The 23,411-nt window shown below is 74.0% G+C and carries 20 protein-coding genes and 1 pseudogene; 8 read left to right on the top strand and 13 right to left on the bottom strand.

Features of this window, described 5'->3' with window-relative positions:
* Nucleotides 1-82: 82 nt before the first annotated feature.
* Nucleotides 83-490, bottom strand: coding sequence for a MerR family transcriptional regulator (locus tag AB2U05_RS13760; protein WP_045696320.1), 408 nt, complete (start codon nt 488-490; stop codon nt 83-85).
* A gap of 68 nt (nt 491-558) precedes the next feature.
* Here AB2U05_RS13760 and AB2U05_RS13755 point away from each other — a divergent pair, with 68 nt between their 5' ends.
* Nucleotides 559-1,569, top strand: a complete 1,011-nt coding sequence (locus tag AB2U05_RS13755; RefSeq protein WP_369183354.1) for an oxidoreductase — start codon at nt 559-561, stop codon at nt 1,567-1,569.
* Nucleotides 1,570-1,631: 62 nt separating this feature from the next.
* Here the strand turns inward: AB2U05_RS13755 and AB2U05_RS13750 are convergent, their stop codons facing one another.
* Nucleotides 1,632-2,348 carry a chitinase gene (locus AB2U05_RS13750; RefSeq protein WP_045709408.1) on the bottom strand — a complete coding sequence of 239 codons (717 nt, stop codon included), beginning with the start codon at nt 2,346-2,348 and terminating at the stop codon, nt 1,632-1,634.
* Between the two features lie 239 nt (nt 2,349-2,587).
* Here AB2U05_RS13750 and AB2U05_RS13745 point away from each other — a divergent pair, with 239 nt between their 5' ends.
* Nucleotides 2,588-4,570: a hypothetical protein gene (locus tag AB2U05_RS13745; RefSeq protein ID WP_369183353.1), complete on the top strand. Its 1,983-nt coding sequence runs from the start codon at nt 2,588-2,590 to the stop codon at nt 4,568-4,570.
* A gap of 48 nt (nt 4,571-4,618) precedes the next feature.
* Here AB2U05_RS13745 and AB2U05_RS13740 read toward each other — a convergent pair whose 3' ends face one another.
* Complete coding sequence (locus tag AB2U05_RS13740) at nt 4,619-4,813, bottom strand: DUF6011 domain-containing protein (RefSeq protein ID WP_045696329.1); 195 nt, start codon at nt 4,811-4,813, stop codon at nt 4,619-4,621.
* A 26-nt stretch (nt 4,814-4,839) separates the two neighbouring features.
* Nucleotides 4,840-5,175 (bottom strand): helix-turn-helix domain-containing protein, encoded by a 336-nt coding sequence (locus tag AB2U05_RS13735; protein WP_045696425.1) that lies wholly within the window; start codon nt 5,173-5,175, stop codon nt 4,840-4,842.
* Between the two features lie 152 nt (nt 5,176-5,327).
* Between AB2U05_RS13735 and AB2U05_RS13730 the strand changes: the two genes are divergently transcribed.
* The gene (locus tag AB2U05_RS13730) at nt 5,328-6,176 is read left to right on the top strand and encodes an SDR family oxidoreductase (RefSeq protein WP_369183352.1); all 849 of its coding nucleotides are present in this window, start codon (nt 5,328-5,330) and stop codon (nt 6,174-6,176) included.
* 167 nt (nt 6,177-6,343) lie between these two features.
* On the top strand, nt 6,344-7,348 hold the full coding sequence (gene rarD / locus AB2U05_RS13725) for an EamA family transporter RarD (protein WP_045696333.1): 1,005 nt from the start codon (nt 6,344-6,346) through the stop codon (nt 7,346-7,348).
* On the opposite strand, the gene AB2U05_RS13720 is transcribed toward rarD, so the two are convergent.
* The 3 genes from AB2U05_RS13720 to AB2U05_RS13710 form a co-directional block, all read right to left on the bottom strand.
* On the bottom strand, nt 7,338-8,240 hold the full coding sequence (locus AB2U05_RS13720) for an ABC transporter permease (protein ID WP_369183351.1): 903 nt from the start codon (nt 8,238-8,240) through the stop codon (nt 7,338-7,340). The two genes, rarD and AB2U05_RS13720, sit on opposite strands and share 11 nt — an antisense overlap.
* Nucleotides 8,227-9,159 (bottom strand): ABC transporter ATP-binding protein, encoded by a 933-nt coding sequence (locus AB2U05_RS13715; RefSeq protein ID WP_244178762.1) that lies wholly within the window; start codon nt 9,157-9,159, stop codon nt 8,227-8,229. Before AB2U05_RS13715 ends, AB2U05_RS13720 begins: the two co-directional genes overlap by 14 nt.
* Before the next feature lie 126 nt (nt 9,160-9,285).
* Nucleotides 9,286-10,581: an outer membrane lipoprotein carrier protein LolA gene (locus tag AB2U05_RS13710; protein ID WP_369183350.1), complete on the bottom strand. Its 1,296-nt coding sequence runs from the start codon at nt 10,579-10,581 to the stop codon at nt 9,286-9,288.
* A gap of 182 nt (nt 10,582-10,763) precedes the next feature.
* Here AB2U05_RS13710 and AB2U05_RS13705 point away from each other — a divergent pair, with 182 nt between their 5' ends.
* Together AB2U05_RS13705 and AB2U05_RS13700 are read left to right on the top strand one after the other, a co-directional pair.
* Nucleotides 10,764-13,352, top strand: coding sequence for a bifunctional FO biosynthesis protein CofGH (locus AB2U05_RS13705; RefSeq protein ID WP_045696337.1), 2,589 nt, complete (start codon nt 10,764-10,766; stop codon nt 13,350-13,352).
* A gap of 170 nt (nt 13,353-13,522) precedes the next feature.
* Complete coding sequence (locus AB2U05_RS13700; RefSeq protein ID WP_045696339.1) at nt 13,523-14,638, top strand: ADP-ribosylglycohydrolase family protein; 1,116 nt, start codon at nt 13,523-13,525, stop codon at nt 14,636-14,638.
* Between the two features lie 130 nt (nt 14,639-14,768).
* Here AB2U05_RS13700 and AB2U05_RS13695 read toward each other — a convergent pair whose 3' ends face one another.
* The 3 genes from AB2U05_RS13695 to AB2U05_RS13685 form a co-directional block, all read right to left on the bottom strand.
* On the bottom strand, nt 14,769-14,978 hold the full coding sequence (locus AB2U05_RS13695; RefSeq protein ID WP_045696341.1) for a DUF397 domain-containing protein: 210 nt from the start codon (nt 14,976-14,978) through the stop codon (nt 14,769-14,771).
* A complete protein-coding gene (locus AB2U05_RS13690) occupies nt 14,975-15,838 on the bottom strand; it encodes a helix-turn-helix transcriptional regulator (protein WP_045696343.1) in 864 nt (287 codons plus the stop codon). The genes AB2U05_RS13695 and AB2U05_RS13690 overlap by 4 nt, the downstream gene beginning before the upstream one ends.
* 585 nt (nt 15,839-16,423) lie before the next feature.
* Nucleotides 16,424-17,164, bottom strand: a complete 741-nt coding sequence (locus AB2U05_RS13685; RefSeq protein ID WP_369183349.1) for a GPP34 family phosphoprotein — start codon at nt 17,162-17,164, stop codon at nt 16,424-16,426.
* Nucleotides 17,165-17,462: 298 nt separating this feature from the next.
* Here AB2U05_RS13685 and AB2U05_RS13680 point away from each other — a divergent pair, with 298 nt between their 5' ends.
* Nucleotides 17,463-19,715, top strand: a complete 2,253-nt coding sequence (locus tag AB2U05_RS13680) for a serine hydrolase (RefSeq protein ID WP_369183348.1) — start codon at nt 17,463-17,465, stop codon at nt 19,713-19,715.
* A gap of 72 nt (nt 19,716-19,787) precedes the next feature.
* Here AB2U05_RS13680 and AB2U05_RS13675 read toward each other — a convergent pair whose 3' ends face one another.
* Together AB2U05_RS13675 and AB2U05_RS13670 are read right to left on the bottom strand one after the other, a co-directional pair.
* The gene (locus AB2U05_RS13675; RefSeq protein WP_369183347.1) at nt 19,788-20,624 is read right to left on the bottom strand and encodes a hypothetical protein; all 837 of its coding nucleotides are present in this window, start codon (nt 20,622-20,624) and stop codon (nt 19,788-19,790) included.
* Between the two features lie 142 nt (nt 20,625-20,766).
* Complete coding sequence (locus AB2U05_RS13670; protein WP_369183346.1) at nt 20,767-21,474, bottom strand: TetR/AcrR family transcriptional regulator; 708 nt, start codon at nt 21,472-21,474, stop codon at nt 20,767-20,769.
* 119 nt (nt 21,475-21,593) lie between these two features.
* Here AB2U05_RS13670 and AB2U05_RS13665 point away from each other — a divergent pair, with 119 nt between their 5' ends.
* On the top strand, nt 21,594-21,923 hold the full coding sequence (locus AB2U05_RS13665; protein WP_369183345.1) for a darcynin family protein: 330 nt from the start codon (nt 21,594-21,596) through the stop codon (nt 21,921-21,923).
* Nucleotides 21,924-21,932: 9 nt separating this feature from the next.
* Here the strand turns inward: AB2U05_RS13665 and AB2U05_RS13660 are convergent.
* Nucleotides 21,933-23,134: pseudogene (locus tag AB2U05_RS13660) on the bottom strand (IS110 family transposase).
* Between the last annotated feature and the right edge of the window lie 277 nt (nt 23,135-23,411).

Here is a 23,411-nt window from a genome sequence, read left to right as displayed (position 1 = left end):
GAAGGAAGCGCGCCGCGGAGCCGCCTGTTCGGCCACCGTAGCGGAAGCGTCCGCGGCTGCCCACCGAATTATTCTCGGGGCGTCAGGCCGTGGGATCCCAGAGGCCGGTGGCCTCGCCGCGGGCCAGGTGGTCGGCGTAGACGGCGGTCTTCCACGCGATCAGCGAGCGGCACTCCTCCAGTGCCCGGATCTGCTCGTCGACGCGCCGCCGGTGGGCGTCGAGCAGCCGCAGGCGCTCGGCTTCGTTGCCCGGGCCCTGCCGCACCAGCCCGGCGAAGCGGCGCAGGTCCGCGAGCGGCATCCCGGACTCGCGCAGCCGCACGCAGATCCCCAGCCACTCGACGTCCAGCGGGCGGTAGCGCCGCCGCCCGCCCGCGTCGCGGTCGACCGGGCCGACGAGCAGGCCCTCGCGCTCGTAGAAGCGCAGCGCGTCGATGCTCAGCCCGGTCCGCCGGGCGACCTCCCCGATGCCGAGGCCCGTGCCTGTCATGGGGTCAGCCTAGGCCGGGGCGGGGCGGGGTTGATCTGGACCGCACTCCAGCTCCTAGCGTCCCCGGCATGACCGACCGCACCGATCGCACCGACCGCACCGACCGCACCGACCGCACCGCCCAACAGCCGCTCGGCTCGCCGTTCACCGCGGCGAGCACCGCCGGGGACGTCCTGGCCGGCCTCGACCTCTCCGGCCGGACGGCCGTGGTGACCGGCGGATCCTCCGGCCTCGGCCTGGAGACCGTCCGGGCCCTCGCGGCCGCCGGGGCCCGCGTCCTCGTGCCCGCCCGCCGCCCCGATGTCGTGTGCGCCGAGGGGGTCGAGGTGCTGGCGATGGACCTCACCGACCCCGCCAGCGTGCGCGCCGCCGCCGCCCGGATCCGGGCGGGCGCCGACCGGCTCGACCTCCTGATCGCCGCGGCCGGCGTCATGGCCACCCCGGAACGGCACGTCGGGCCGGGCTGGGAGAGCCAGTTCGCGGCCAACCACCTCGGGCACTTCCTGCTGACCTGTGAGCTGTACCCGCTGCTGGCCGCGGCGGGCGGCGAGGGCGGCGCGCGCGTGGTGGCGTACAGCTCCGCCGGGCACGCGCTGACCGGCATCCGCCGGCACGACCCGCACTTCCGCACCGGCTACGACAGGTGGCTGGCGTACGGGCAGTCCAAGACCGCGAACGCGCTGTTCGCCGTCCACCTCGACACCCTCGGACGGGCCGATGGCGTCCGGGCGTTCTCGCTCCACCCGGGAAAGATCATCACCGGACTGCAGCGCGAGCTGAGCAGGCGCGAGCAGGTCGAGCTGGGCTGGGTGGACGAGCACGGCACGGTGATCGGCGCCGGCTTCAAGACCCCCGCCCAGGGCGCCGCCACCGGCCTCTGGGCGGCGACCTCCCCGCTCCTGGCCGGGCGGGGCGGTTGCTACCTGGAGGACTGCGACATCGCCCCCCTCGTCGCCCCCGGCACCCCGATGGACGCCGGCGGCGTCCGCCCCCACGCCGTGGACCCCACCGAGGCCACCCACCTGTGGTCCCTCTCCCTCGCCGCCACCGGCGCCACCCCACCCGGCCGGACGCCCTGACCCCGCGCGCAGGAAGTCGGCCAGGCCGACTTCCCGCTCCGGCGCCGACCGCCGCGGGGGCCTCAGCAGGAGAGGTTGCCGCCGCCGACGTCGGTGCCGAGGGCGCCGACGAACCGCTTGTAGAGGTTGATCCGGTCGTTGCGCTGGTCCGGGTTCTTGCCGTCGCACTCCAGCGCGCCGTTGATGCTGCGGATGGTCTCGCCGAAGCCCTTCTTGTTGACCATGGCGTCGTGCGGGGTCATCCGGCCGGCGCCGTTCTGGGTGTCCCAGAACCACAGGGCGGTCTTCCAGGCGGTGGCCGGGTTCTTCTCGACCTGGTAGGGGTCGTGGAGCAGGTCGATGTGGAGGGCGTCGCCGGCGGCCTTGTAGTTGAAGTTCCAGCTGAGCTGCAGCGGGCCGCGCCCGTAGTAGGCGCTCCGGCCGGCGGGGCAGCCGTAGGGCTGGGAACCGTCGCAGTAGTGCGGGTAGTTGGCGGTGTTCTGCTCGACGACGTACCGCAGCCCGCCGGTCTCGTGGCTGACGTTGGCGAGGAAGGCGGCGGCCTCGCGCTTGCGGGTGGCGGCGTCGCCGGTGGTGGCGAAGGCGGGGTAGGCGCCGAGCGCGTCGGTGAGGCCCTTGTACGTGTAGAAGGAGTTCCGGTTCGGGAACATCTTGTCGAACTGGGCCTCGCTGACCACGAAGGAGCCGGCGGCGGCCGCGGGGGCGCTCTGGCCGGTCAGGGCGAGGGTGCTCAGGACGGCGGCCGAGGCGACCGCGGCGAGGGTGCGGGAGAGCTTCATCGGTCCTCATTCGACAGGGGCGACGGGGGAGGAGAACGCGGTGGTGCTTCGATGGCGAACCACCGCGACCATCGTCCCGGCAGGGACACTCGAACGTGAACCAGGAGAGGCCTAAACCACTCGTAAGGGTTGTATCCAGCACGGCAGTTGGGGCGGCCGCCGGGGTGATCATCCGCCTGTCGTACGCGCGGGATAGCCTCGTGCGCGCACCACCAGGCGAGAACGACGGGGGACGGGCCATGGGACACGCCGAGGACGAGGACGACCAGCGGCTGGCGGCGGAGGGCGAGGTCGCGGTCGCCCGGCTGGCGATCGACTCCGGCGAGCTCGATCACGCCGCCGACCACCTCGCCGACGCCATCGTCGCCGACCCGCAGCTGCCCGAACTGCACGAGGCGCTGGCCGAGTTGTGCGCGGCGGCGGGCGGGCCGGCCGCGGCCCGCGAGCTGTTCCCGCTGGAGGGCCAGGTGTTCCTGGGCTCCGTCGTCTGCCGCGCCCACGTGGAGGCCGCCGCCGGGGACTGGGACAGCGCGGTGGGCCTGCTCGCCTCGGCGATCCAGTACGAGCCTTCCCGCCCCTGGGCGCACACCGCCTGGCTCGCCCGCGAGGACCTGCCCGCCCTGGTCGACCCGGACGCCGTCGCCCAGGCGGTGGCCCGCGCCGCCGGCCCGCTGCCGGACCCGCTGCCCGCCGAACTCGCCGACTCCGTACGCCCCTTCGAGGCGTTCGTGCAGGCCGTCGTGGCCCAGCACGCCGACCACCCGCTGCTGCTGGCGATGGCCTCCGGCCTGACCCGCCGCCTCGGCGCCACCGCCCGCGCCGTCGAACTCGCCGAGCGGGCGCACCGGCTGGCCCCCGGCTACCTGTCCTCCGTGATGCTCGGCAACGCGCTGCGCTCGGACGGCCGCCCCGAGCCGGCGCTCGCCGTCTGGGAGGCGGAGCTCGACCGCACCCCGCCCGAGCAGGACGACTCCAGCAGCTACCTCGCCGTCGACGTCGCCGAACTGTACGGCGCCCTCGGTCGCGCCGCCGAAGGCCTGCCCTGGCTGGACCGGGTGCTCGCCGCCGAACCCGACCACCCCAAGGCCGGCCCGGCCCGCTACGCGCTGTGCCACGCCCTCGACGGCGACCCGGCGCACCTGCTCGGCCTCGCCGACCACCACCGCGCCCACCCCGACCACGAGTACGCCCAGGAGCTGCTGGAACGGCTCAGCCACCGCGAGCCCTGGCTCGGCATGGTGGCCGGCACCACCGAGGCGACCGTCAACGTGCTGCGCCAGGTGCTCGCCGACGAGGACACCGGCCGCGACAGCGAGATCGACTGCACCGTCTCCGCCCTGGAGCCGCCCAGCTCGCTGCTGGCGCTCCACCTCGCGCTGCCGCGCTCCACCGTCGCGTACCAGCAGGTCCCCGAGCCCGACCCCCGGCTGCCGCTGACCGAGCCCACCACCCGGATCTGGGCCTGGGACGGCACCGAGCCGCGCCCGGCCGTCGCCGCGCCCGCGCCGGAGAGCGCCGAACTCGTCCGCGCCACCGCCGAGATCGTCTGGCCGACCGTCCCCGCCGCCTACGACCACGCCGTCCGGCTGGTCGGGCTGGCGCCGGCGGACCTGCTCGGCGTCCTCGTCCACCCGCCGATGCCGCGCGAGGACGACCTCGGCCGCGCCCTGCTCGCCCGCCAGCCCGAGGTCTGGGTGCGCGCCGTCCAGGCCTTCGCCTGCCTCGGCCTCGCCCACCACCGCACCGACCAGCCGTGGCCGGACTCCGAGCGCCGCCGGCTGCTGCGCGACCTGCTGCTCGGGCCCGAGGACTGGGCGGTCGAGGCGGCCGGCTTCGCCCTGCTCGCGATCGGCTGGACGGACCCGGACACCCGCCCCGACATCGCGGAGTTGCTCCGGCAGCGGCTGCTCCACATCGCCGAGGCGCAGCGGAGCCGGGTGGTGACGATCCAGCGCTCGTTCGCCGGGCTGGTCCTGGCCGCGCCCTGGCTGGAGCCGGACGACCTCGCCCTGGCGCGCGAACTGCTGCGGCGCACCGAGCGCAAGACCGATCGGAAGACCGCGCGCGAGACCGAGCGCACGACCGAGCGCGAGGGCGGGGCGGCCGCGCCCCCGCAGGCCCCGGCCGAGCCCGAGCCAGTGCGCGAGCCCGAGCCGGCACGCGAGCCCGAGCAGCCGAAGCCCCGCCCCGGCCTGCTGCGCCGCCTCTTCGGTAAGGGCTGACGCAGGCCCGGGCCGTGGCCGGAAGCCGTGGCCGGGAGCCGGGCCCGCTCAGTCCACGCCCGGCAGCGGCTCCTGGTCGACGTCGTACCGGGCGACCCGCTCGGCCGGGTCCCGGCACTCCGGCCCGAGCCGCAGGATCCGCGACTCCGGGTCGTGCAGCGGCCGGTGGCAGCGTCGGCAGGTGACCCGGTGGCGCACGGCCTGCTCGGTGTCGGTGCCGGGGATCGGTTCGGGATCGGTCATGGGCAGAGACGGTAGTCGTCGAACGCTCAGGCGTCCCGACCGTCGTACTCGGCGCGCGCCGCCTCGACGGCCGGCACCCGCCGCTCCGACCAGTGCGCGAGCGCCGCGACGAGCTCGGCGGCCTCCCGCCCGAGCGGGGTCAGGCTGTAGTCGACCCGGGGCGGGATCACCGGGTGCGCCTCGCGCAGCACGAAGCCGTCCCGCTCCAGCGTCTGCAGGGTCTGGGCGAGCATCTTCTCGCTGACTCCGGCGACCCGGCGGCGCAGCTCGCTGAACCGGTAGCCGCGCTCGTGCAGCGCGCCGAGCACGAGGACGCCCCAGCGGCTGGTGACGTGCTCCAGCACACCCCGGGAGGGGCACATCCGGTCGAAGACGGTCGCCGGCGGCAGTTCGCGGACCTCGGTGCTTACCTTCACATCAGTACCCTACTTCGAAGTGCGTACTTTCGAAAGGTTAGTGCCATCCCTAGGGTGAGTTCCGAGGTCAGGACAGGGACACCAGAAGGAGCACTGCCATGTACGTCGTCACCGGAGCCACCGGCCAGCTCGGCCGTCTCGTCGTCGAGGGGCTGCTGGCCACCGTCCCCGCGGGCGAGGTGGCGGTCGCCGTCCGCTCGGCCGAGAAGGCGGCGGACCTGGCCGCGCGCGGGGTGGCCGTGCGGGTGGTGGACTACGACCGGCCCGAGTCGCTGGCCGGCGCCTTCGCCGCCGGGGACCGGGTGCTGCTGATCTCGGGCAACGAGCTCGGCCGCCGGATCCCGCAGCACCGGGCCGTGGTCGAGGCCGCGGCGGCGGCCGGCGTGGCGCTGCTCGCCTACACCAGCATCCTGGGCGCGGCGACGTTCCGGCTGGCCGACGAGCACCAGGCGACGGAGGAGCTGGTCCGGGCCTCCGGGCTGCCGTACGTGCTGCTGCGCAACGGCTGGTACGCCGAGAACTACCTGGACGACGCGGCCGGGACGGTCGAGCGCGGTGTGGTGCTCGGCAGCGCGGGCGACGGCCGGGTGGCCGGCGCCCCGCGCCGGGACTACGCGGCCGCCGCCGTGGCCGTCCTGACCGGCGAGGGCCACGAGAACACGGTGTACGAGCTGAGCGGCGACACCGCGTGGAGCCTCGGCGAACTGGCCGCCGAGCTGGCGCAGGCCTCCGGCCGCCGGGTCGAGCACCGCAACGTCCCGGCGCCCGACCACCTGGCGGCCCTGGTCGGCGCCGGCCTGCCGGAGGGCTTCGCCGAGGTGCTGGTGGACGTGGACGCGGGCATCGCGCGCGGCGAGCTGGCCGGCACCCCGGGCGACCTGGCCCGGCTGATCGGCCGTCCGACCGTGCCGCTGGCGGTGTCCGTCCGGGCGGCCCTGGGCGCCTGAGCGAGCAGCCGGCGGATGCCTTGCGCAACCGTCTGACCTCGGGAAACGCCGAACCCGTCCAGCATTCAAGCAATGTCATGACCAAAATCCGAAAACGGAGATGACAGGCTGCCCTCCCGCCCGCTACCGTCGCCCTTCGACACACGCGCGCGGGAGGGCACTCGGCCATGCCACAGACGATCCAGCAGGACAGCGGCCGAGGCCTCTGGTACGGCATCGCGGCCTACGGCATCTGGGGGGTCTTCCCGCTGTTCTGGCCGCTGCTGGAGCCCAGCGCCGCCGACGACATCGTGGCCAACCGGATGGTCTGGTCGCTGATCGCCGTCGTCGGCATGCTGGCCGCCCAGCGGCACTGGGGCTGGATACGCCCGCTGCTGCGCCAGCCCCGCCGGCTCGCCATGCTGGCCGGTGCGGCCGCCGTGATCTCGGTCAACTGGGGCGTCTACATCTGGGCCGTCAACGCCGGACACGTGGTCGAGACCAGCCTCGGCTACTTCATCAACCCCTTGGTCACCATCGGCTTCGGCGTCCTGGTGCTCAAGGAGCGGCTGCGCGCCGCCCAGTGGACGGCGGTCGGCATCGGCGCCGTCGCCGTCGCGGTGCTGACCGTCGCCTTCGGGCAACTGCCGTGGATCGCGCTCATCCTGGCGCTCTCCTTCGCCACCTACGGGCTGCTGAAGAAGCAGGTCGGGCTGAGCGGGCTGGAGAGCCTGGCGGCGGAGAGCGCCTTCATGTTCCCCTTCGCCCTCGGCTACCTGGTCTACCTGGAGGTCACCGGGCACGGCACCTTCGGGCACACCGTCCCCGGTTCGTACGGCTGGGGGCACTCGGCGCTGCTGATGCTCGGCGGGGTGATCACCGCGATCCCGCTGCTGTTCTTCGGCGCGGCCGCCGTCCGGGTGCCGCTGACCACGCTCGGGCTGCTGCAGTACCTGGCTCCGATCTTCCAGTTCCTGTGCGGCGTCCTGTGGTTCCACGAGTCGATGCCGCCCGCGCGCTGGGCCGGCTTCGCCCTGGTGTGGGCCGCGCTGGCGGTGCTCACCTGGGACGCGCTGCGCCAGATGCGGGTCGACCGGGCCGGACGGGCCGCCGCAGCGGCCCGGTCCGCCCAGCCCGTCGCAGCGGCTCAGCCCCTCCAGCCCGAGGCGGCGGAGGCCGGCGTCACGCGCTGATGTCCCGGCTGGTGAACCGGGCCCAGGCCGCCGAGCCGAACACGGCGACGTAGGCGGCCTGCAGCCCGAGGTCCTTCAGGATGTTGTCCCAGTACATCGGCGCCCGCAGCAGGTCGCCGAAGCTCATCCAGTAGTGCGGGAACAGGAACGGCCGGATCGCGTCCAGCTGCGGGAAGCCGTCCAGGATCTGCACGGTGATCACCAGGCCCACGGTCGCGGCCATCGCCGCGATGCCGCTGCCGGTGAGCGTCGAGACGAACAGCCCGATCGCCACCAGGCCGCTCAGCGAGAGCGCCACCACGGCGGCCACCAGCGCGGCCCGCGGCAGCGCGTCGACCAGGCCGATGGTGTCCCCGGAGATCAGCGTGACGTCGCCGAGCGGGAACAGCACCGCCCCGGCGGCCAGCGCCGACAGCGTGACGACCACGGTGCCGGCCAGGCAGAACACCAGGCCGGCGGTGAACTTGGCGGCCAGTAGCCTGGTCCGCCCGGCCGGGGCGACCAGCAGGTAGCGCAGCGTCCCGGCGGCGGACTCGCCCGCCACCGCGTCCCCGGCGACCACCCCGACCGTCATCGGCAGGAAGACCGGCAGCGCCACGGCCAGCGCGGTGAAGATCAGGAAGACGCCGTTCTGGGTGGTCTGCGCGATGAAGCTCGGGCCGCGCCCGTCGTGCGGGCTGTCCGTGTTGAGCTTGACCACCACGCCGATCAGGACCGGCAGCAGCGCCAGGATGCCGAGCAGCACCCGGGTGCGCAGCCGGCGGAACACCAGGCGCAGCTCGTTGCGGAACAGCGCGAGGTAGCCGGAGGCCGTCCCCCGGCCCCGCCCGGCCGGAACGGGCGGAGCCGCCGCCCGCGACACCTCCGCCCGCGACACGTCAGCCCGCGACATCGAAGCCCTCCCCGGTCAGCGCCACGAAGGCGTCCTCCAACGTGCCCCGCTCCAGCCCGAACCCGTGCACCCGGACGCCGGCCGCCACCAGCGCCGCGCACAGCCCGGGCAGCACCTCCTCGCCGAGGGCGCCCAACTCGCCGCTCACCCGGCCGTCCTCGACCGCCGGCCCGGCGACCCGGTGGGCGGCCAGCACCTCGGCGGCCTTCGCCGTGTCGGGGGTGCGGACGACCAGCCGGCCCTGCGCCCGGGCGGCCAGCTCGGCGACGGTGCCCTGCACCACCAGCCGGCCCCGGGACATCACGGCGGCGTGGCTGCAGACCTGCTCGATCTCGTCCAGCAGGTGCGAGGAGAGGAACACCGTGGTGCCCTCGGCCGCGACCTCCCGCACCAGGGTCCGGATCTCCCGCATGCCCTGCGGGTCCAGCCCGTTGGTGGGCTCGTCCAGCACCAGCAGCTCGCGCGGCCGCAGCAGCGCGGAGGCCAGACCGAGCCGCTGCTTCATGCCGAGCGAGTAGGCGCGGGCCTTCTTGCCGGCGGCCGCGCTCAGGCCGACCCGCTCCAGCGCGGCCTCGACCCGCTGCCGGCGGGTGCGCGGGTCGGCGGTGGGGTCGGCGGCGTCGAAGCGGTCCAGGTTGTCCCGGCCGGTCAGGAAGCCGTACAGGGCCGGGCCCTCGATCAGCGCGCCGACCCGGGGCAGCACGGTGGCGACGGACTGCGGCATCGACGCGCCGAGCACGCTGGCGGTGCCGGAGGTGGGGGCGATCAGGCCCATCAGCATCCGGATGGTGGTGGTCTTGCCGGAGCCGTTGGGGCCGAGGAAGCCGAAGACGCTGCCGCGCGGCACGGTCAGGTCCAGCCCGTCGACGGCGAGTTGGCCGCCGCGGAAGCGCTTGGTCAGGCCGCGGGTGCGGATCACGTCGTCCGGACCGGCGGGGAGGGAGGGGGGCGGAGCGGACGGAGCGGGGGCCGGGCGCACCTCGGCGGCCCGACCCCCGACCGACTCCTCCGTAACGTCCCCCGTTACGGGAGTCCCGGTCATCCGTCAGTTCACCCCGGCGGCGTGCTGGAGGACCGGCAGGGTCACCGCGCCGGCGAAGACCCGGCCGTCGTCGGTGAGCAGCACGTTGACCACCTTGGTGCTGATCAGGGTGCCGCCGTCGACCGGCTTGCCGAGCGACTTGGCCAGGGTCTGCGGGTTGAACGGCTTGGTCTGGTGCTTGCCCTTGCCCTCGCCCTGGGGCGCCTCGGCACCGCCGGGCAGCTTGGTGGTGACGACCGCCGTCCAGCCCTCGCCGATCACCTGCGGGCGGTTGACCTCGGAGCCGTGCCCCTCGGCGCCGGCACCCTTGGCCCCGTCCCCCTTGGCCTCGGCACCCTTGGCTCCGTCACCCTTGGCGGCACCCTTCGGCTGGGCGCCGGCCGCGTGCTCGGTGACCTTGGCGCCCTTGGGCGCGGTGAAGTCGAAGGTCTTGGCGTCCGGCTTGGCGAAGGACACCTCGGTGAAGTGGACGTCCAGCACGGTGGATCCGCCGGTGGTCTTCACCACGACCGCGAGCGGCACGCCGTTGTCGGCGGCGACGGCGATCCGCACCTCGCCCAGCGTCGAGCCGGACTGGGTGGGCTTGACGCTCAGCTGGTAGGCGTCGTGCCCGGCGACCCGGGCCGTGCCGGCGACGCTGACCGTGGTGGTGCCGGCGCTCGCGGACAGGAACTGCTTGGCGGCCTCCTGCGGGGTGGTGGGCGTGCCGGCCAGTGGGGCGGCCGGGGCCTTCGGGAGCCCGCCGTGCTCGCCGTGCTCGCCGGGCCGTCCGGGCTGTCCGGTGAAGTGCTCGGCGCTGTTGGTGGCGCTCTCCCAGGCCCAGGCCTGGTCGCCGTTGTGGACGACGGTGTAGCCGGCCGAGTCCTCCAGCAGTTCGACCCGCTGGCGGTCCGGGCCGTCCACCGCGACCCGGACGGTGCGGTCGCCGCCGAGCAGGTCGAGCAGCTTGGCCTGCGGGTCCGCCGAGGCGGACGAGCCCCCGCCGTGCCCGCTCGCGGCGCCGAGGCCGCCGGCCGCGCCGAGCAGCGCGGTGGGCAGCCCGAGGTCGGTGGCGACGGAGACCGTCCCGGACAGGGACTGCGCGTCGGAGCCGAGCGCCTTGGCCACCACCTGCTCGGCCGTCAGCGACGGCAGGTCGGGCGGGGAGTCGGCGGCCAGCGCGGGCACCAGCCCGATCCCGGTGGCGATCGCCGCGGCCACCGCGATCGGCACCCCGGCCCGGACCAGCATGCGGCGCCGCGAGCGGTACGGCACGCCGCCGCCCTCCGCGTCCGCCGCCACCGCCGTGTCGTTCGTCATGGCGTCCTCAACTCCTCTGTGGGCATGAGCGATTGACTGTGCCGTCCCATTAGATGCCGCCGCCGGCGGGGCGTCATCGCCCTGCGGGGCCAGATCGGGGGTGAACCTCGCGGGTACACCGACCCTGAGACGGCTCAGGGTTGACCGGTCCCCGCGTACGCCCCCTGGCGTAGGGTCGCGCCATGGACGGAACCCCCGTGGACGCAAGCAACCCCCCGACCGCGAACGCGATGCGGCGTGCCCTGCGCCGCGCCCGGGACGGCGTCGCGCTCGACCTGGGCGAGGCCGCCGTGCTGCTCCAGGCCAGAGGCGAGGACCTGCGCGACCTCTGCGCGAGCGCCGCCCGGGTGCGCGACGCGGGCCTCGAAGCGGCCGGCCGACCCGGGGTCATCACCTACTCCAAGAGCGTCTTCATCCCGCTCACCCGGCTCTGCCGCGACAAGTGCCACTACTGCACCTTCGCCACCGTCCCGGGGAAGCTGCGCCGGGACGGGCACGGGCTGTTCATGTCCCCGGACGAGGTGCTGGAGGTGGCCCGGCGCGGCGCCGAACTCGGCTGCAAGGAAGCCCTGATCACGCTCGGCGACAAGCCCGAGGACCGCTGGCCCGAGGCCCGCGAGTGGCTGGACGCGCACGGCTACGACGACACCATCGCCTACGTGCGGGCCATGTCGATCCGCATCCTGGAGGAGACCGGCCTGCTGCCGCACCTCAACCCCGGGGTGCTGAGCTGGACGGACTTCCAGCGGCTCAAGCCCGTCTCCGCCTCGATGGGCATGATGCTGGAGACGACCGCGACCCGGCTGTGGAGCGAGCCCGGCGGCCCGCACTACGGCTCGCCGGACAAGGAACCGGCCGTCCGGCTGCGGGTGTTGGAGGACGCGGGCCGCAGCTCCGTCCCGTTCACCAGCGGCCTGCTGATCGGCATCGGCGAGACGTACCAGGAGCGCGCCGAGTCGCTGTTCGCGCTGCGCAAGGTCTCCCGCGCCTACCACGGCGTCCAGGAGCTGATCCTGCAGAACTTCCGGGCCAAGCCGGACACCGCGATGCGCGGCATGCCCGACGCCGAACTCGACGAGCTGGTCGCCACGGTGGCCGTCGCCCGGCACCTGCTCGGCCCCGCCGCCTGCCTGCAGGCGCCGCCGAACCTGGTGGACGGCGAGTACGGGCGGCTGATCGCGGCCGGCATCGACGACTGGGGCGGCGTCTCCCCGCTCACCCCCGACCACGTCAACCCCGAGCGCCCCTGGCCGCAGATCGACCGGCTCGCCGAGCGCTCCGCCGCGGCCGGCTTCGAGCTGCGCGAACGCCTCGCCGTCTACCCCGAGTACGTGCTGCGCGGCGAGCCCTGGCTGGACCCGCGGGTGCTCCCGCACGTCCGCGCCCTGGCCGACCCGGCCACCGGCCTGGCGAACCCGGACGCCCCCGTCCGCGGCCTGCCCTGGCAGGAGCCCGAGGACCTGCCGGAGTCGTACGGGCGCACCGACCTGCACGCGACCATCGACACCGAGGGCCGCACCGCCGACCGCCGGGCCGACTTCGAGGACGTGTACGGCGACTGGGAGGTGCTGCGCGAACAGGTGCTCGCCAAGGGCGCCCCCGAGCGGCTGGCCGGGGACCTGCGCGGGGCCCTGGCGACGGCCGCCGACGACCCGACCGCGCTCACCGACGACCAGGCGCTCGCCCTGTTCCACGCGGACGGCCCGGCGCTGGACGCGCTGTGCCGGATCGCCGACGACGTGCGCCGGGACACCGTCGGCGAGCAGGTCACCTACTGCGTCACCCGGAACATCAACTTCACCAACGTCTGCTACACCGGCTGCCGGTTCTGCGCGTTCGCCCAGCGCCGCACCGACGCCGACGCCTACACCCTGTCCCTGGAGCAGGTCGCCGACCGGGCCGCGCAGGCCTGGGAGGTGGGCGCCACCGAGGTCTGCATGCAGGGCGGCATCCACCCCGACCTGCCCGGCACGGCCTACTTCGACATCGCCCGCGCGGTGAAGGAGCGGGTGCCCGGCATCCACGTGCACGCCTTCTCCCCGATGGAGGTGGTCAACGGCGCGACCAGGACCGGCCTGTCGATCCGTGACTGGCTGCAGCGGGCCAAGGAGTCCGGCCTGGACACCATCCCCGGCACCGCCGCCGAGATCCTGGACGACGAGGTCCGCTGGGTGCTCACCAAGGGCAAGCTGCCCGCCGCCACCTGGGTCGAGGTCGTCACCACCGCGCACGAGCTGGGCATCCGCTCCTCGTCCACGATGATGTACGGGCACGTGGACACCCCGCGGCACTGGCTCGGCCACCTGCGGCTGCTCGCCGGGATCCAGCAGCGCACCGGCGGCTTCACCGAGTTCGTCACCCTGCCGTTCGTGCACACCAACGCGCCGGTCTACCTGGCCGGCATCGCCCGGCCCGGCCCGACCGCCCGGGACAACCGCGCGGTGGTCGCGATGGCCCGGCTGCTGCTGCACCCGCACATCCCCAACATCCAGACCAGCTGGGTCAAGCTGGGCGCCGAGGGCGCCGCCGAGATGCTGCGCTCGGGCGCCAACGACCTGGGCGGCACGCTGATGGAGGAGACCATCTCGCGGATGGCCGGCTCCGCGTACGGCAGCTACAAGTCGGTGCGCGACCTGCAGGCGATCGCCGAGGCGGCGGGCCGCCCGCACCGGCAGCGCACCACCACCTACGGCGAGGTGCCGGCCGAGCGGCAGGCCGCCGCCCGCGCCTCGGACGGGCACCTGCCGGAGCTGCTGCCCGTCCTCGACTGAGGCGGCGTCCCGGGCCCGGCCGTCCTCCGTAGGGGCGGCCGGGGCGGGGAGCCGAGTCGGCAGGGACGCCGCCGATTCGCTCGGGCCTTCGAATACAGTGCCAGGGCGCGTCGGCGGCCGAGGCCCCGCGCGCGGCGGCCCCCGACCCCGACGAAAGGCGCCCCGTCGTGATGCCACTGTGGTCACGCGCCCAGCAGCAGGACTTCCGCAGCCGGGTGCGGGGCTGTCTGCTCGGCGGTGCCATCGGCGACGCGCTCGGCGCCGGCGTCGAGTTCGAGCCGCTGGAGGACATCCTCGACCGGCACGGTCCGCAGGGGGTCACCGGCTACGTCCCCGCCTACGGCCGCACCGGCGCCGTGACGGACGACACCCAGCTCACCCTGTTCACGGTCGACGGCCTCATCCGCGCCCACATCCGGCGCGACACCGGCAGCTGGCACCCGCCCACCGACCTGCACCTGGCCTACCTGCGCTGGGCCGCCACCCAGCGCGACTGGGGCCCGGACGAGCGCCGCCCCGACCTCGGGTGGCTCGGCCGCGAGGAGTGGCTGTACGCCCGGCGCGCGCCCGGGCAGGGCTGCCTGTCCGGCCTCACCGGCGCGGAGGGCGAGCGGCTCGGCACGCTGGAGCACCCCAAGAACCCGCACTCCAAGGCCTGCGGCACGGTGGTGCGGGCGGCGCCGTTCGGGCTGCTCACCACCTGGGAGCCGGGCCTGGTCTTCCAGCTCGCGGTGGAGTGCTCGGTACTCACCCACGGCCACCCCACCGGCTACCTCGCGGCGGGCGCGTTCGCGGTGATCGTCCAGGCGGTGGCCCGCGGCGGCACCCTGGAGGAGGGCGTCCACCTCGCGCTGGCGCTGCTCTCCGAGCGGCAGGCGCACGAGGAGACCACGGCCGCGCTGCGGGCCGCGCTGGACGCGGTGCGGGCCGGCGAGCCGTCCGCCGCCCGGGTCGAGGCGCTGGGGGAGGGCTGGGTCGCCGAGGAGGCGCTGGCGATCGCGGTCTACTGCGCGCTGGTCGCCCACGACGTGCGCTCCGGCCTGCTGCTCGCCGTCAACCACTCCGGGGACAGCGACTCCACCGGCGCGATCTGCGGCAGCCTGCTCGGGGTGCTGCACGGCGACACCGCGCTGCCGCCGGGCCTGGTGGCCGGGCTGGAGGGGCGCGCCGCGATCCTCGAACTCGCCGACGACCTGGTGCTGGAGCTGGTGCACGGCGGCGAACTGCACGACCGGCAGAGCCCGGAGGGGGCGGTCTGGGCCGGGCGCTACCCGGTGGCGGGCTGAGAGCCGCGGACGGTCGAACACCCCCGGGACGACGGCCCCCGGGACGGCGGTTGCCCGCGGTGGCGCCCGCCGCCGGGGGAGGCGACGGGCGCCACCGCGGGCAACTCCCGCACGGGACGCGCCGGTCGGGTCAGGCGGAGGCGAAGAGCCCGGTCGCCGCCGCCGACGCGAACGCGCGCCAGGCATCGGCGGAGAACCGCAGTTGCGGGCCCTGCGGGTCCTTCGAGTCGCGCACCGCGACCGCCCCGGCGGTCGGACCGGCGATCTCCACACAGGCGCCCTGGCCGCCGCTGTAACTGCTCTTGCGCCAGCGGGTGCCGTGCTCGGGGGAAGTGCTCATCGGTGGTATTCCTCTTCAATCTGGGCTATCAGCGTCCGGCTCTCCGCGACCCCGAGCGCCGCCGCCCTCAGGTAGTCGTAGAGACCGGTATAACGACGGACGTCCGTCTCTTTCTCGAGGTAGAGATCGCTCGTCACACCTTCGAAGTAGACGACCGTGGAATCGGCTGACTCGGGGAACTCCAGCAGGGAGAATGTCCCGGTCATGCCGGGGTGGGCGCCGTGCGAGAACGGGATCACCTGGATGGTGATGTTCTTGCGCTGGCTCAGCTCCAGCATGTGCTTCAGCTGCTGGGCCATCACCTCGCGGCTGCCGACCTCGCGGCGCAGCACCGCCTCGTCGACCACCGTCCACAGGCTGCCGAGCTGGTTCTCGCCGTTGACGCGCTCCTGGCGCTTCATCCGCACCTGCACCCGGCGCTGGACGGCGAACGCGTCGGTGTCCGGCTGGGTGCCCTCGACGACGGCGTGCGCGTACTGCTCGGTCTGCAGCAGGCCGGGGACGAAGGAGGACTCGTAGGCGCGGATCGAGGAGGCCTCGGCCTCCAGCCCGATGTAGACGCTGTAGGGGGTCGGCATGTCGTTGAAGTCGTGCCACCAGCCGCGCTGGCGAGACTCCTTGGCCATGTCCATCAGGCTGGAGCGCATCTGCTCGTCGGTCACGTTGTACACGTCGCAGAGGTCGCGGACGTCCCGCTGGCTGATGCTGCGGCGGCCGTTCTCCAGCCGACTGATCTTCGACTGGGAGACCATCAGCCGGCCGGCGACCTCCTCCGCCGTCATCCCGAGGCCCTCGCGGAGCCTGCGCAGCTCCGAACCGAGGCGCCGGCGGCGCACGGTGGGATTGATGTTCGCGGACACGTCGACCTCCGGCCGTACCTCTGGTGAACGTGGGAACGGCAGCCCTCGGAACACTTCGGACATTGGGACCAACCCCCCTGACTCGGAGCAGCATGTCACCTTGGGCCAGGTCGGCGCCCGGGAATCCCAGTAGCGCGGGGGGACGAACCATCGGAAAAGCGCTTCTGTGAGACAGCGGGTGCTCCCAGCTGGTAATGCGGCTCGGTGGCATCGGACCAGTGTTGCTACCTGCATGCTGTACCCCGGCGGCGGCGCGCTTGCCCCTGGCACGTGCGCGGGCCGACGTCCCGACGGACCTCCGGACGGACCGGGGGGAGCGGCGGCACGGCGTCGGCGCGGCGCCGGGACGGCGTCGGGGACGGCGGAGGGGCGGTCGCCGGGCGACTTGCGTCGCGGGCGACCGCCCCTCGGTGCGGTTCGCGGTGCTGCGTGGTGCTGGGGTGGAACCGGTTGCACGAGGGGGCGTTGAGCCTCCTCGGACGGCGCGGACGGGCTGCCGGGCGCCGCCGCGCGCGCCCCGTCCGGTGCGACCGGACCCGGTCCGGCCGGCGGGCCGGCGCAGTGGCGCGCCGGCGGACTGGCTGACTAGCGGACGCCGACCCGGGTGGCGGTGACCCGCCCGCCGGTGCTCCGGCCCGCCGCGCGGGCGCCGGAGCGGCCGGAGCCGGTCCCGGAACCCTGGGGTGAACGGTTCTGCTGGGTCGGCAGGCCGTTCTGCACGTCCATCACGGCGTGCGCGACCATCCCGCCCAACGGGTCGTAGCGGATCAGGTCGCGCAGCCGCGACCGTGAGGACCTGCCCTCGTTGCCCGGGTACAGGTGCTTGCCCAGGCCCACCGAGTGGGCCAGGGCCGCCAGTGCGGCCGTCCGCGGGTCCGGCGGCACGCCGGTGCGGATCGCGGTGTCCAGCCGCTGCTTGATCGCGGCGTTGGTGCAGTCGTCGGACGCCTGGTACCGGGTCGTCGGCAGGACGCCGCACACCTGGCCCGGCACGGCCGTGACCATGCCGCAGCGCTCCAGGTGCGCCAGGTAGGTCTGCCGCAGGCCCAGTCGCGGCCCGCCGATCCAGTGCGCCGCGCGGACCGGACTGCCGCGCCGGCGCAGCAGTTCCAGTGCGTGGTCGAGGGTCGGGTCACCGGTCGGCCGTGCGAGCACGACGGCGATCCGGTCACCCTCCGGTACGATCCGTCCGGCCAGGGACAGCTCGACGAGCTGCGCCCCGGCGAGTCCGAGGTCGAGGGTCTGCGGCTGCGCCGTGGTACCCGTGGTCGGGTCCAAGGCGAGCAGCAAGAGTTCCTCAGGAACAGTTCTGCGGCTCTTGCCCATCCAAGCCTCCCCGCGTGGATGAGAGACAGAGTGACGCCTCTCACACGGGCTTGTCGAGTACGCCTCCGAATCGTGACCTTGCGGTGAAGGCGCGGAACCGGTGGCCGCGGGCACGGCGTCTGACCGGTGAACAGGCCGCGGCGCGGCCGCGCGCGGACGATAAGCGCCGGTCGGGCGGGGTGTGCGCGGCCGGATCGGCCCTCGGTGGCGGAGACTGTACAGGTACACGGGGCGGGGCGTCGGCTTCCCGAAATCGGGTTCGCCGGTGCCCCGCCGGGCGTTGAGGAGGCTGGGATACGTGGGCGAGTCCCCCGACAGGGTGCTGAGGGACGGCGAGCGGGAGCGCGAGGGCGAACGGGACGGCGCCGGCGCGGCGGCCGTCGACACGCCCGCGAAGGCACCGGACCCGAAGGCTTCCGAGGCTGCCGACCCGAAGCCGTCCGGCGCGAAGGCCGCTGACGCGAAGGCCGCTGGCGCGAAGGCCGCCGACTCCGCGGAGCCTTCCGCCGGAGGGACCGGGGGCGGCTCGACCGTGCAGCTGCGTGTCCAGGATGCGGACGAGCGGACGGCGATGCTGCGGCTGCCCGTCGACAACCGGACCACCTCGCTCAGGCTGCCGGTGGACAACCGGACCACCGCGTTGCGGCTGCCGGCGGAGCTGCTGAAGCCCGCCGATGAGGAGACTTCCGCCGACGACGCGTCCGACGCGTCCGACGCGTCCGACGCGTCCGACGTGTCCGAGGCCTCCGAGACGTCCGAGGCGTCCGGGTCGGCGCCCCGGGCCGCGGGGGAGGAGCCGGGGAAGGCCGCGGAGAAGCCGTCCGGTGCCGACCCGCGTCTCGCCATCCGGACCAGCGCGCCGGTCGCCGAGCCGGAGGCCGAAGAGGACGCCGAGGATGCGGATGGCGGCGAGCCCGACACCGAGGACGCGCCCGCCGAGCCCGTCGCCCCCGTCGTGCTGACCAAGACCGGGCAGCCTGGTCAGCGCACCGGCGGTGCCGGGAAGCTGGAGAAGCCGGAGCCGCTGCGTCCGGCCGCCGTCCCCGCGGCGCTGCCGTCCGCCGCCGGGGCCGTCCCCGCTGGGACGGTTCCCGAGCCGCCGGAGCCCGGGCCGCTGCCGGAGCCGGAACCCGCGCCGAAGCCGCTGCCGAAGCCGGCCCCCGAGCCCGCGCCGAAGCCCGGCCCGGCCCCCACCCCGCTGCCCGAGCCCGACCCGCGCCCGGTGCCGCCCGTCCCGCCGCTGCCGGCGCCCGAGCCGCTGCCCTCGCCGGAGAACACCGCCGAGGCGATGGAGGTGCTGGCCACCCTCAACTCCCGTCCGGTGTCGCCGCTGCGCCGCGCGCTCAAGCGGATCACCATCTGGACGGTGTTCCTGGCCGTGGTGCTCGGCGCCGTCGTGGTGGCCCAGCTGCTGCGCCCGCTGCCGGACGCCAAGGTGCGGATGACGGCCGCCGGGAGCTACAGCTTCGCCGGGAACCCGCTGGACCTCGCCTGGCCGGCCAAGGGCCAGTCCGCGGCCGAGGTGGTCGGCGTCGGCAGCCTCGGCAGCTCGGGCCAGGAGACGCCGGCCTCGATCGCCAGCGTCACCAAGGTGATGAACGCCTACCTGATCCTGCAGAAGTGGCCCCTGAAGAAGGGGGACGCGGGCCAGAAGTTCACCGTCGACAAGCAGGCCGCGCAGGAGTCCGGCAACAGCGACGAGTCCCGGGTCACCCTGACCGAGGGCCAGGTGCTCACCGAGTACCAGGCGCTGGAGCTGCTGATGCTGCCCTCGGCCAACAACGTGGCCCGGCTGCTCGCCCGCCAGCACTCCGGCTCCGAGGAGGCGTTCGTCAAGCTGATGAACGAGACCGCGGCCAAGCTCGGCATGACCAACACCACCTACGCCGACCCGGCGGGCTTCAACGCGGAGACCAAGTCCACCGCCAAGGACCAGCTGAAGCTGGCCGAGCAGGTCATGCAGGACGAGATCTTCCGGCAGATCGTCTCCACCCCGGAGACCAACTTCAACAACACGAAGATCCTCAACACCAACAACCTGATCAACCCGAAGACCGGCGTGATCGGCGTCAAGACCGGCTCCAGCACCCCGGCCGGCGGCTGCCTGATGTGGGCCGCCTACAAGGACATCGGCGGCGTGAAGCGGCTGATCCTCGGCGTCACCCTCGGCCAGCAGGCCACCTCCTCCGCCCCGGGCGACGGCATCCTGCCGACCGTGCTGAAGGTCAGCGGCAAGCAGATCCAGGCCGCGCAGAACGGCCTGAACGGCCAGACCGTGGTGAAGAAGGGCGACGTCGTCGGCACGGTGGACGACGGCCTCGGCGGCAAGGTCCCGGTCGTCGCGACCAAGGACCTCGTCGTGGCGGGCTTCCCCGGCATCTCCGGCACCGTCACCCTGGACGCGGGCAAGCTCGGCCACCAGGAGAAGGCCGGCAAGGTGGTCGGCTCGCTGCGGGTCGGCTCGGGCGACGACAAGGTGGAGGTCCCGGTGGCCCTCCAAGCGGACCTCGACCCGCCGTCCATCCAGTCCCGGCTGCTCCGCACCCTCTAAGGCCTGAGCGACTGCAACGCGACGTGCCGCCGTCCCGGACCACCGGGCGGCGGCACGTCGCGTTTCAGCCGATCAACGGGCGTGCGGTTGCGGCCCGTTGTCGAGCGGCGCCTTGTCGAGCGGGACCGCTTCGACCGGCGGCACGGCCGGGCCGCCCTCCGCCTCCGGGTCGCCCTGCTCGATCCGGCCCAGCAGCCGGGCGACGGCGTCGGTGCGCTCGCGCAGCACCGCGACGCGGGCCGCCCGCTCGGCCTCGACGGGCTGCTCGGCGGGCAGCACCGGGATGCCGCGCTGCCGGGCCGTCGCGATCAGGCTCTCCGCGGCCGGGCCGACGACGACCAGGGCGGCGGCCGCGAAGGACCCGGCGTCCAGGGTGTGCTGGCGGCCGAGCAGGCCGCCGCGGTGGACGATCCGGGCCGGCACGGTCAGTTCGTCCAGGCGCTGCTCGACCGAGCCGCGTTCGAGGGCGGCGAGGACGACGGTGGCCAGCGCCTCCCCGGCCTTGGTGACGGCCCACTTGCGGCCGGGCACCGGCGGGAGGAACTCGCGGATCCGGTCCACGTCCCGTTCCAGCGAGCTGGTCGTCAGCACCTCGAAGGCGTTGCGGGTGCAGATCTCGACGACCTTGTCCCAGTCGATCTCCTGGCCGTCGAAGCCGACCTTCTCCGGCCCCAGGTGCACCGCGCCGTAGTCGTCGAGGAGCCCGAGCAGCTTGTGTGCCACCGCCGGTGTGCGGGGGTGGCGGCCGAGCAGCGTGCCCACCGAGAGCTTCCACGGCTCGACGGCGGGGACGGCCGGCGGGGCGACGGAGGTGAGGGCCGAGAGCGCCCACCGCCCGCCCGCCGCCGAGCGCCCGGCCCGCAGCACCGCGCGCCGTCCGGCGTCACCCAGTTCCGCCGCCGCTCCCACCAGCCGTCCCAGCCCGCCCGTCAGACCGCCTGTCAGCCCGCCCGTGCTCAACCGCCCGCCCCTCTCGCCGTGTCCGCTGTTCGCTGTCCGCTGTTCGCTGTCCGCTGTGCGCAGGCCCGCCATGCTACGGACCCGGCCCGGGTCAGCGGTCGGGGGCCAGCAGGTCGACGAGCTGGCCCAGGTTCTCCTCGAACAGCGGCTCCGGGTCGGCCATGGCGAAGTCGAGGTGACCGAACACCTCCAGGGCGATGAGCCCGTAGAGGCGGGTCCAGGCCTGGACGAAGCGGTGCAGGACGGGCAGCGGCAGGTCCTCGGTGAGGTGTTCGCGCAGGTCGTCGAACTGGGACCACCAGGCGGGGACGGTCCCCGTGGCGGGCTCGGCCGGGATCGCGCCCTCGAGCCACAGTTGCTCCAGCAGTCCCACGAAGACCTGCCCGAACCGCCAGCCCGCGTCGTGCGCCGGGTCCTCGGGGGCGGTCCCCGCGTCGGGGACGGGCTTGCCGAAGAGCAGGGTGAACTCGCTGCGGTGGCCGAGCGCCCAGTGGCGCAGGGCGCGGGCGGCGGCGGTGAACCGGTCGGCGGTGGGCGCGTCGGGGCGGGCGTCGCGGGCGGCTTCGAGCCCGGCGGCGAGGTCGCGGTAGAGGTCGGTGACGACGGCCTGGACCAGGGCACGGTGGTCGGGGAAGTACCGGCAGACGCCGGGCGCGGTCATGCCGACCTCGCGGGCGGTGGCGCGCAGGGTCAGCGCGGTCGGTCCGTCCTCGGCCAGCAGGTGCCGGGCGGCCCGCAGGATCTCCGCCGCGGTCTGCTCGCGCCGCAGCTCGCGGCGGCTGGGCGGCTGGTCGGGCATCCCGTCTCCCCTTGACTTTGTTAACACCGTCAGCATTAGCTTACACCGTTAGCACTTCTGGGCCGGCGCGGGACCCTCCCGCGCCTCCTCGGCCTGCCCGCACACGAAGGGACCCGCGGATGTACGTGGTCATGCTCGGCTACTCGATCTCGCCGCAGTGGCTCGCCCTGCCCCGCACCGAGCGGCAGCGGCTCAAGGCCGCCCACCTCGCGCCGCTGATCGAGAAGTACGCGGACCGGGTGCGCGCCCGCTTCTTCGACGCCGAGGCCTTCTACACCCGGTTCAGCGACTTCGCGCTGTTCGAGACCGACGACCTGACGGCCTACTACCACCTGGTCGAGGAACTGCGCGACACCCCGCTGGTCGGCCAGGGCTACCTGACCTTCAAGGACGTCGTGCTCGGCATCGAGGACGGCCACGAGCACTTCGAACGCACCCTCGCTTCCTAATGTCGTTTGTCAAGCCGTCTCGGTCACTGGGGGTGTGACGTGGTAGCACCGTCGGTCACGGATCAGGGCCCACAGGACGTTGACCCGTCGACGGGCCAGGGCCATCACGGCCTGGACGTGCCGCTTGCCTTCCGAGCGTTTGCGGTCGTAGAACGCCCGCGAGTTCGGATCACAGCGGATGCTGACCAACGCCGAGGTGTAGAAGACGCGTTGGAGCCTGCGGTGGTAGACGGTCGGCCGGTGGAGGTTGCCGCTTACCTTCCCCGAGTCACGGGGCGCGGGGGCGACGCCGGCGAAGGCCGCCAGAGCGTCCGGGGAGGCGAAGCCGTCCAGGCTGCCACCGACTCCGGCGAGGAACTCGGCACCGAGCACGGTGCCGATGCCGGGGACGCTCTCGACTATTTCGGCGAGTTCGTGCTCGCGAAACCGGCCCTCGATGAGCTTGTCGATCTCGGCGATGTGCTCGTTGAGGGCCATCACCTCCAAGGCCAGAGTGTGGACCAGCCTGGCGATGGTCTTCTCGCCCGGGACGGAGGTGTACTGGCGCTCGGCGGCCTCGACTGCGGCCTCGGCGAGGGCTCTCGCGTTGCGGACCTTGCGGTTGGCCAGCCACTTCGCCAGCCGGGCGGCGCCGGTTCGACGGATCGCCGCCGGGGTCTGGTAGCCGGTCAGGAGGACCAGCGGGCCGGCGTTGGTCATCTCCAGGGCCCGCTCCAGGGCCGGGAACATGCCCAGCAGGGTGCCGCGGAGGCGGTTGACGGACCGGGTGCGGTCCTCGACCAGGTCGGCCCTGCGCCCGGTCAGCAGCTTGAGTTCGATCGCGGCCTCGTCGCCGGGGGGCGGATCGGCTGCAGGTCGCGGCGCATCCGGGCCTGGTCGGCGATCACGTAGGCGTCGCGGGCGTCGGTCTTGCCCTCGCCCCGATAGCCGTCGGACGCCCGGTTCACCAGGCGTCCGGGGATGTAGAGGACCTCCTGGCCATGGGCGATCAGCAGGCTCAGCAGCAGGGCCGGCTCCCCGCCGGTCATGTCGATCGCCCAGGTGACCTGGCCGTCGTCGGCCAGGTCGAGGACGTCGCCGATGAGCTTGAGCAGCTCGGGCTCGTCGTTGGCCACCCGCCGCGACAGCAGGGTCTTCCCCTCGATGTCCAGGGCCAGGCCGTGGTGGTGGCCCTTCCCACTGTCGATCCCCGCCCATATCCGGCTCATCATGCTCCTGACGTGCGTGTTCGTGCAGTTCGTACCACGGACGACCTCGCCGGCATTGCTCTACTCAGCGACTTGCTCGCACTTCCTAATCGGCGGCCGAGTCGTCGTGGGGCACCGGGCGGCGAAGCGAGGGAAGCCACGAACGGCAGCCGCCTGATAGCCACACCCAGAACCCCTGGGCAACCCAACCTTACGAATGGCCCGATCAACCCGGCTCAGAAGGTAGAGCCGCCTGAGCCCGCCCGATGCCCGGCCCGCCCGGGCCCGGCGGATCGCCGCC

It is taken from the genome of Streptomyces sp. Y1, from assembly GCF_041053115.1.
GTDB classification, from domain to species: domain Bacteria; phylum Actinomycetota; class Actinomycetes; order Streptomycetales; family Streptomycetaceae; genus Kitasatospora; species Kitasatospora rubellomurina.
This window is presented reverse-complemented; position numbering and strand designations above follow the sequence as displayed.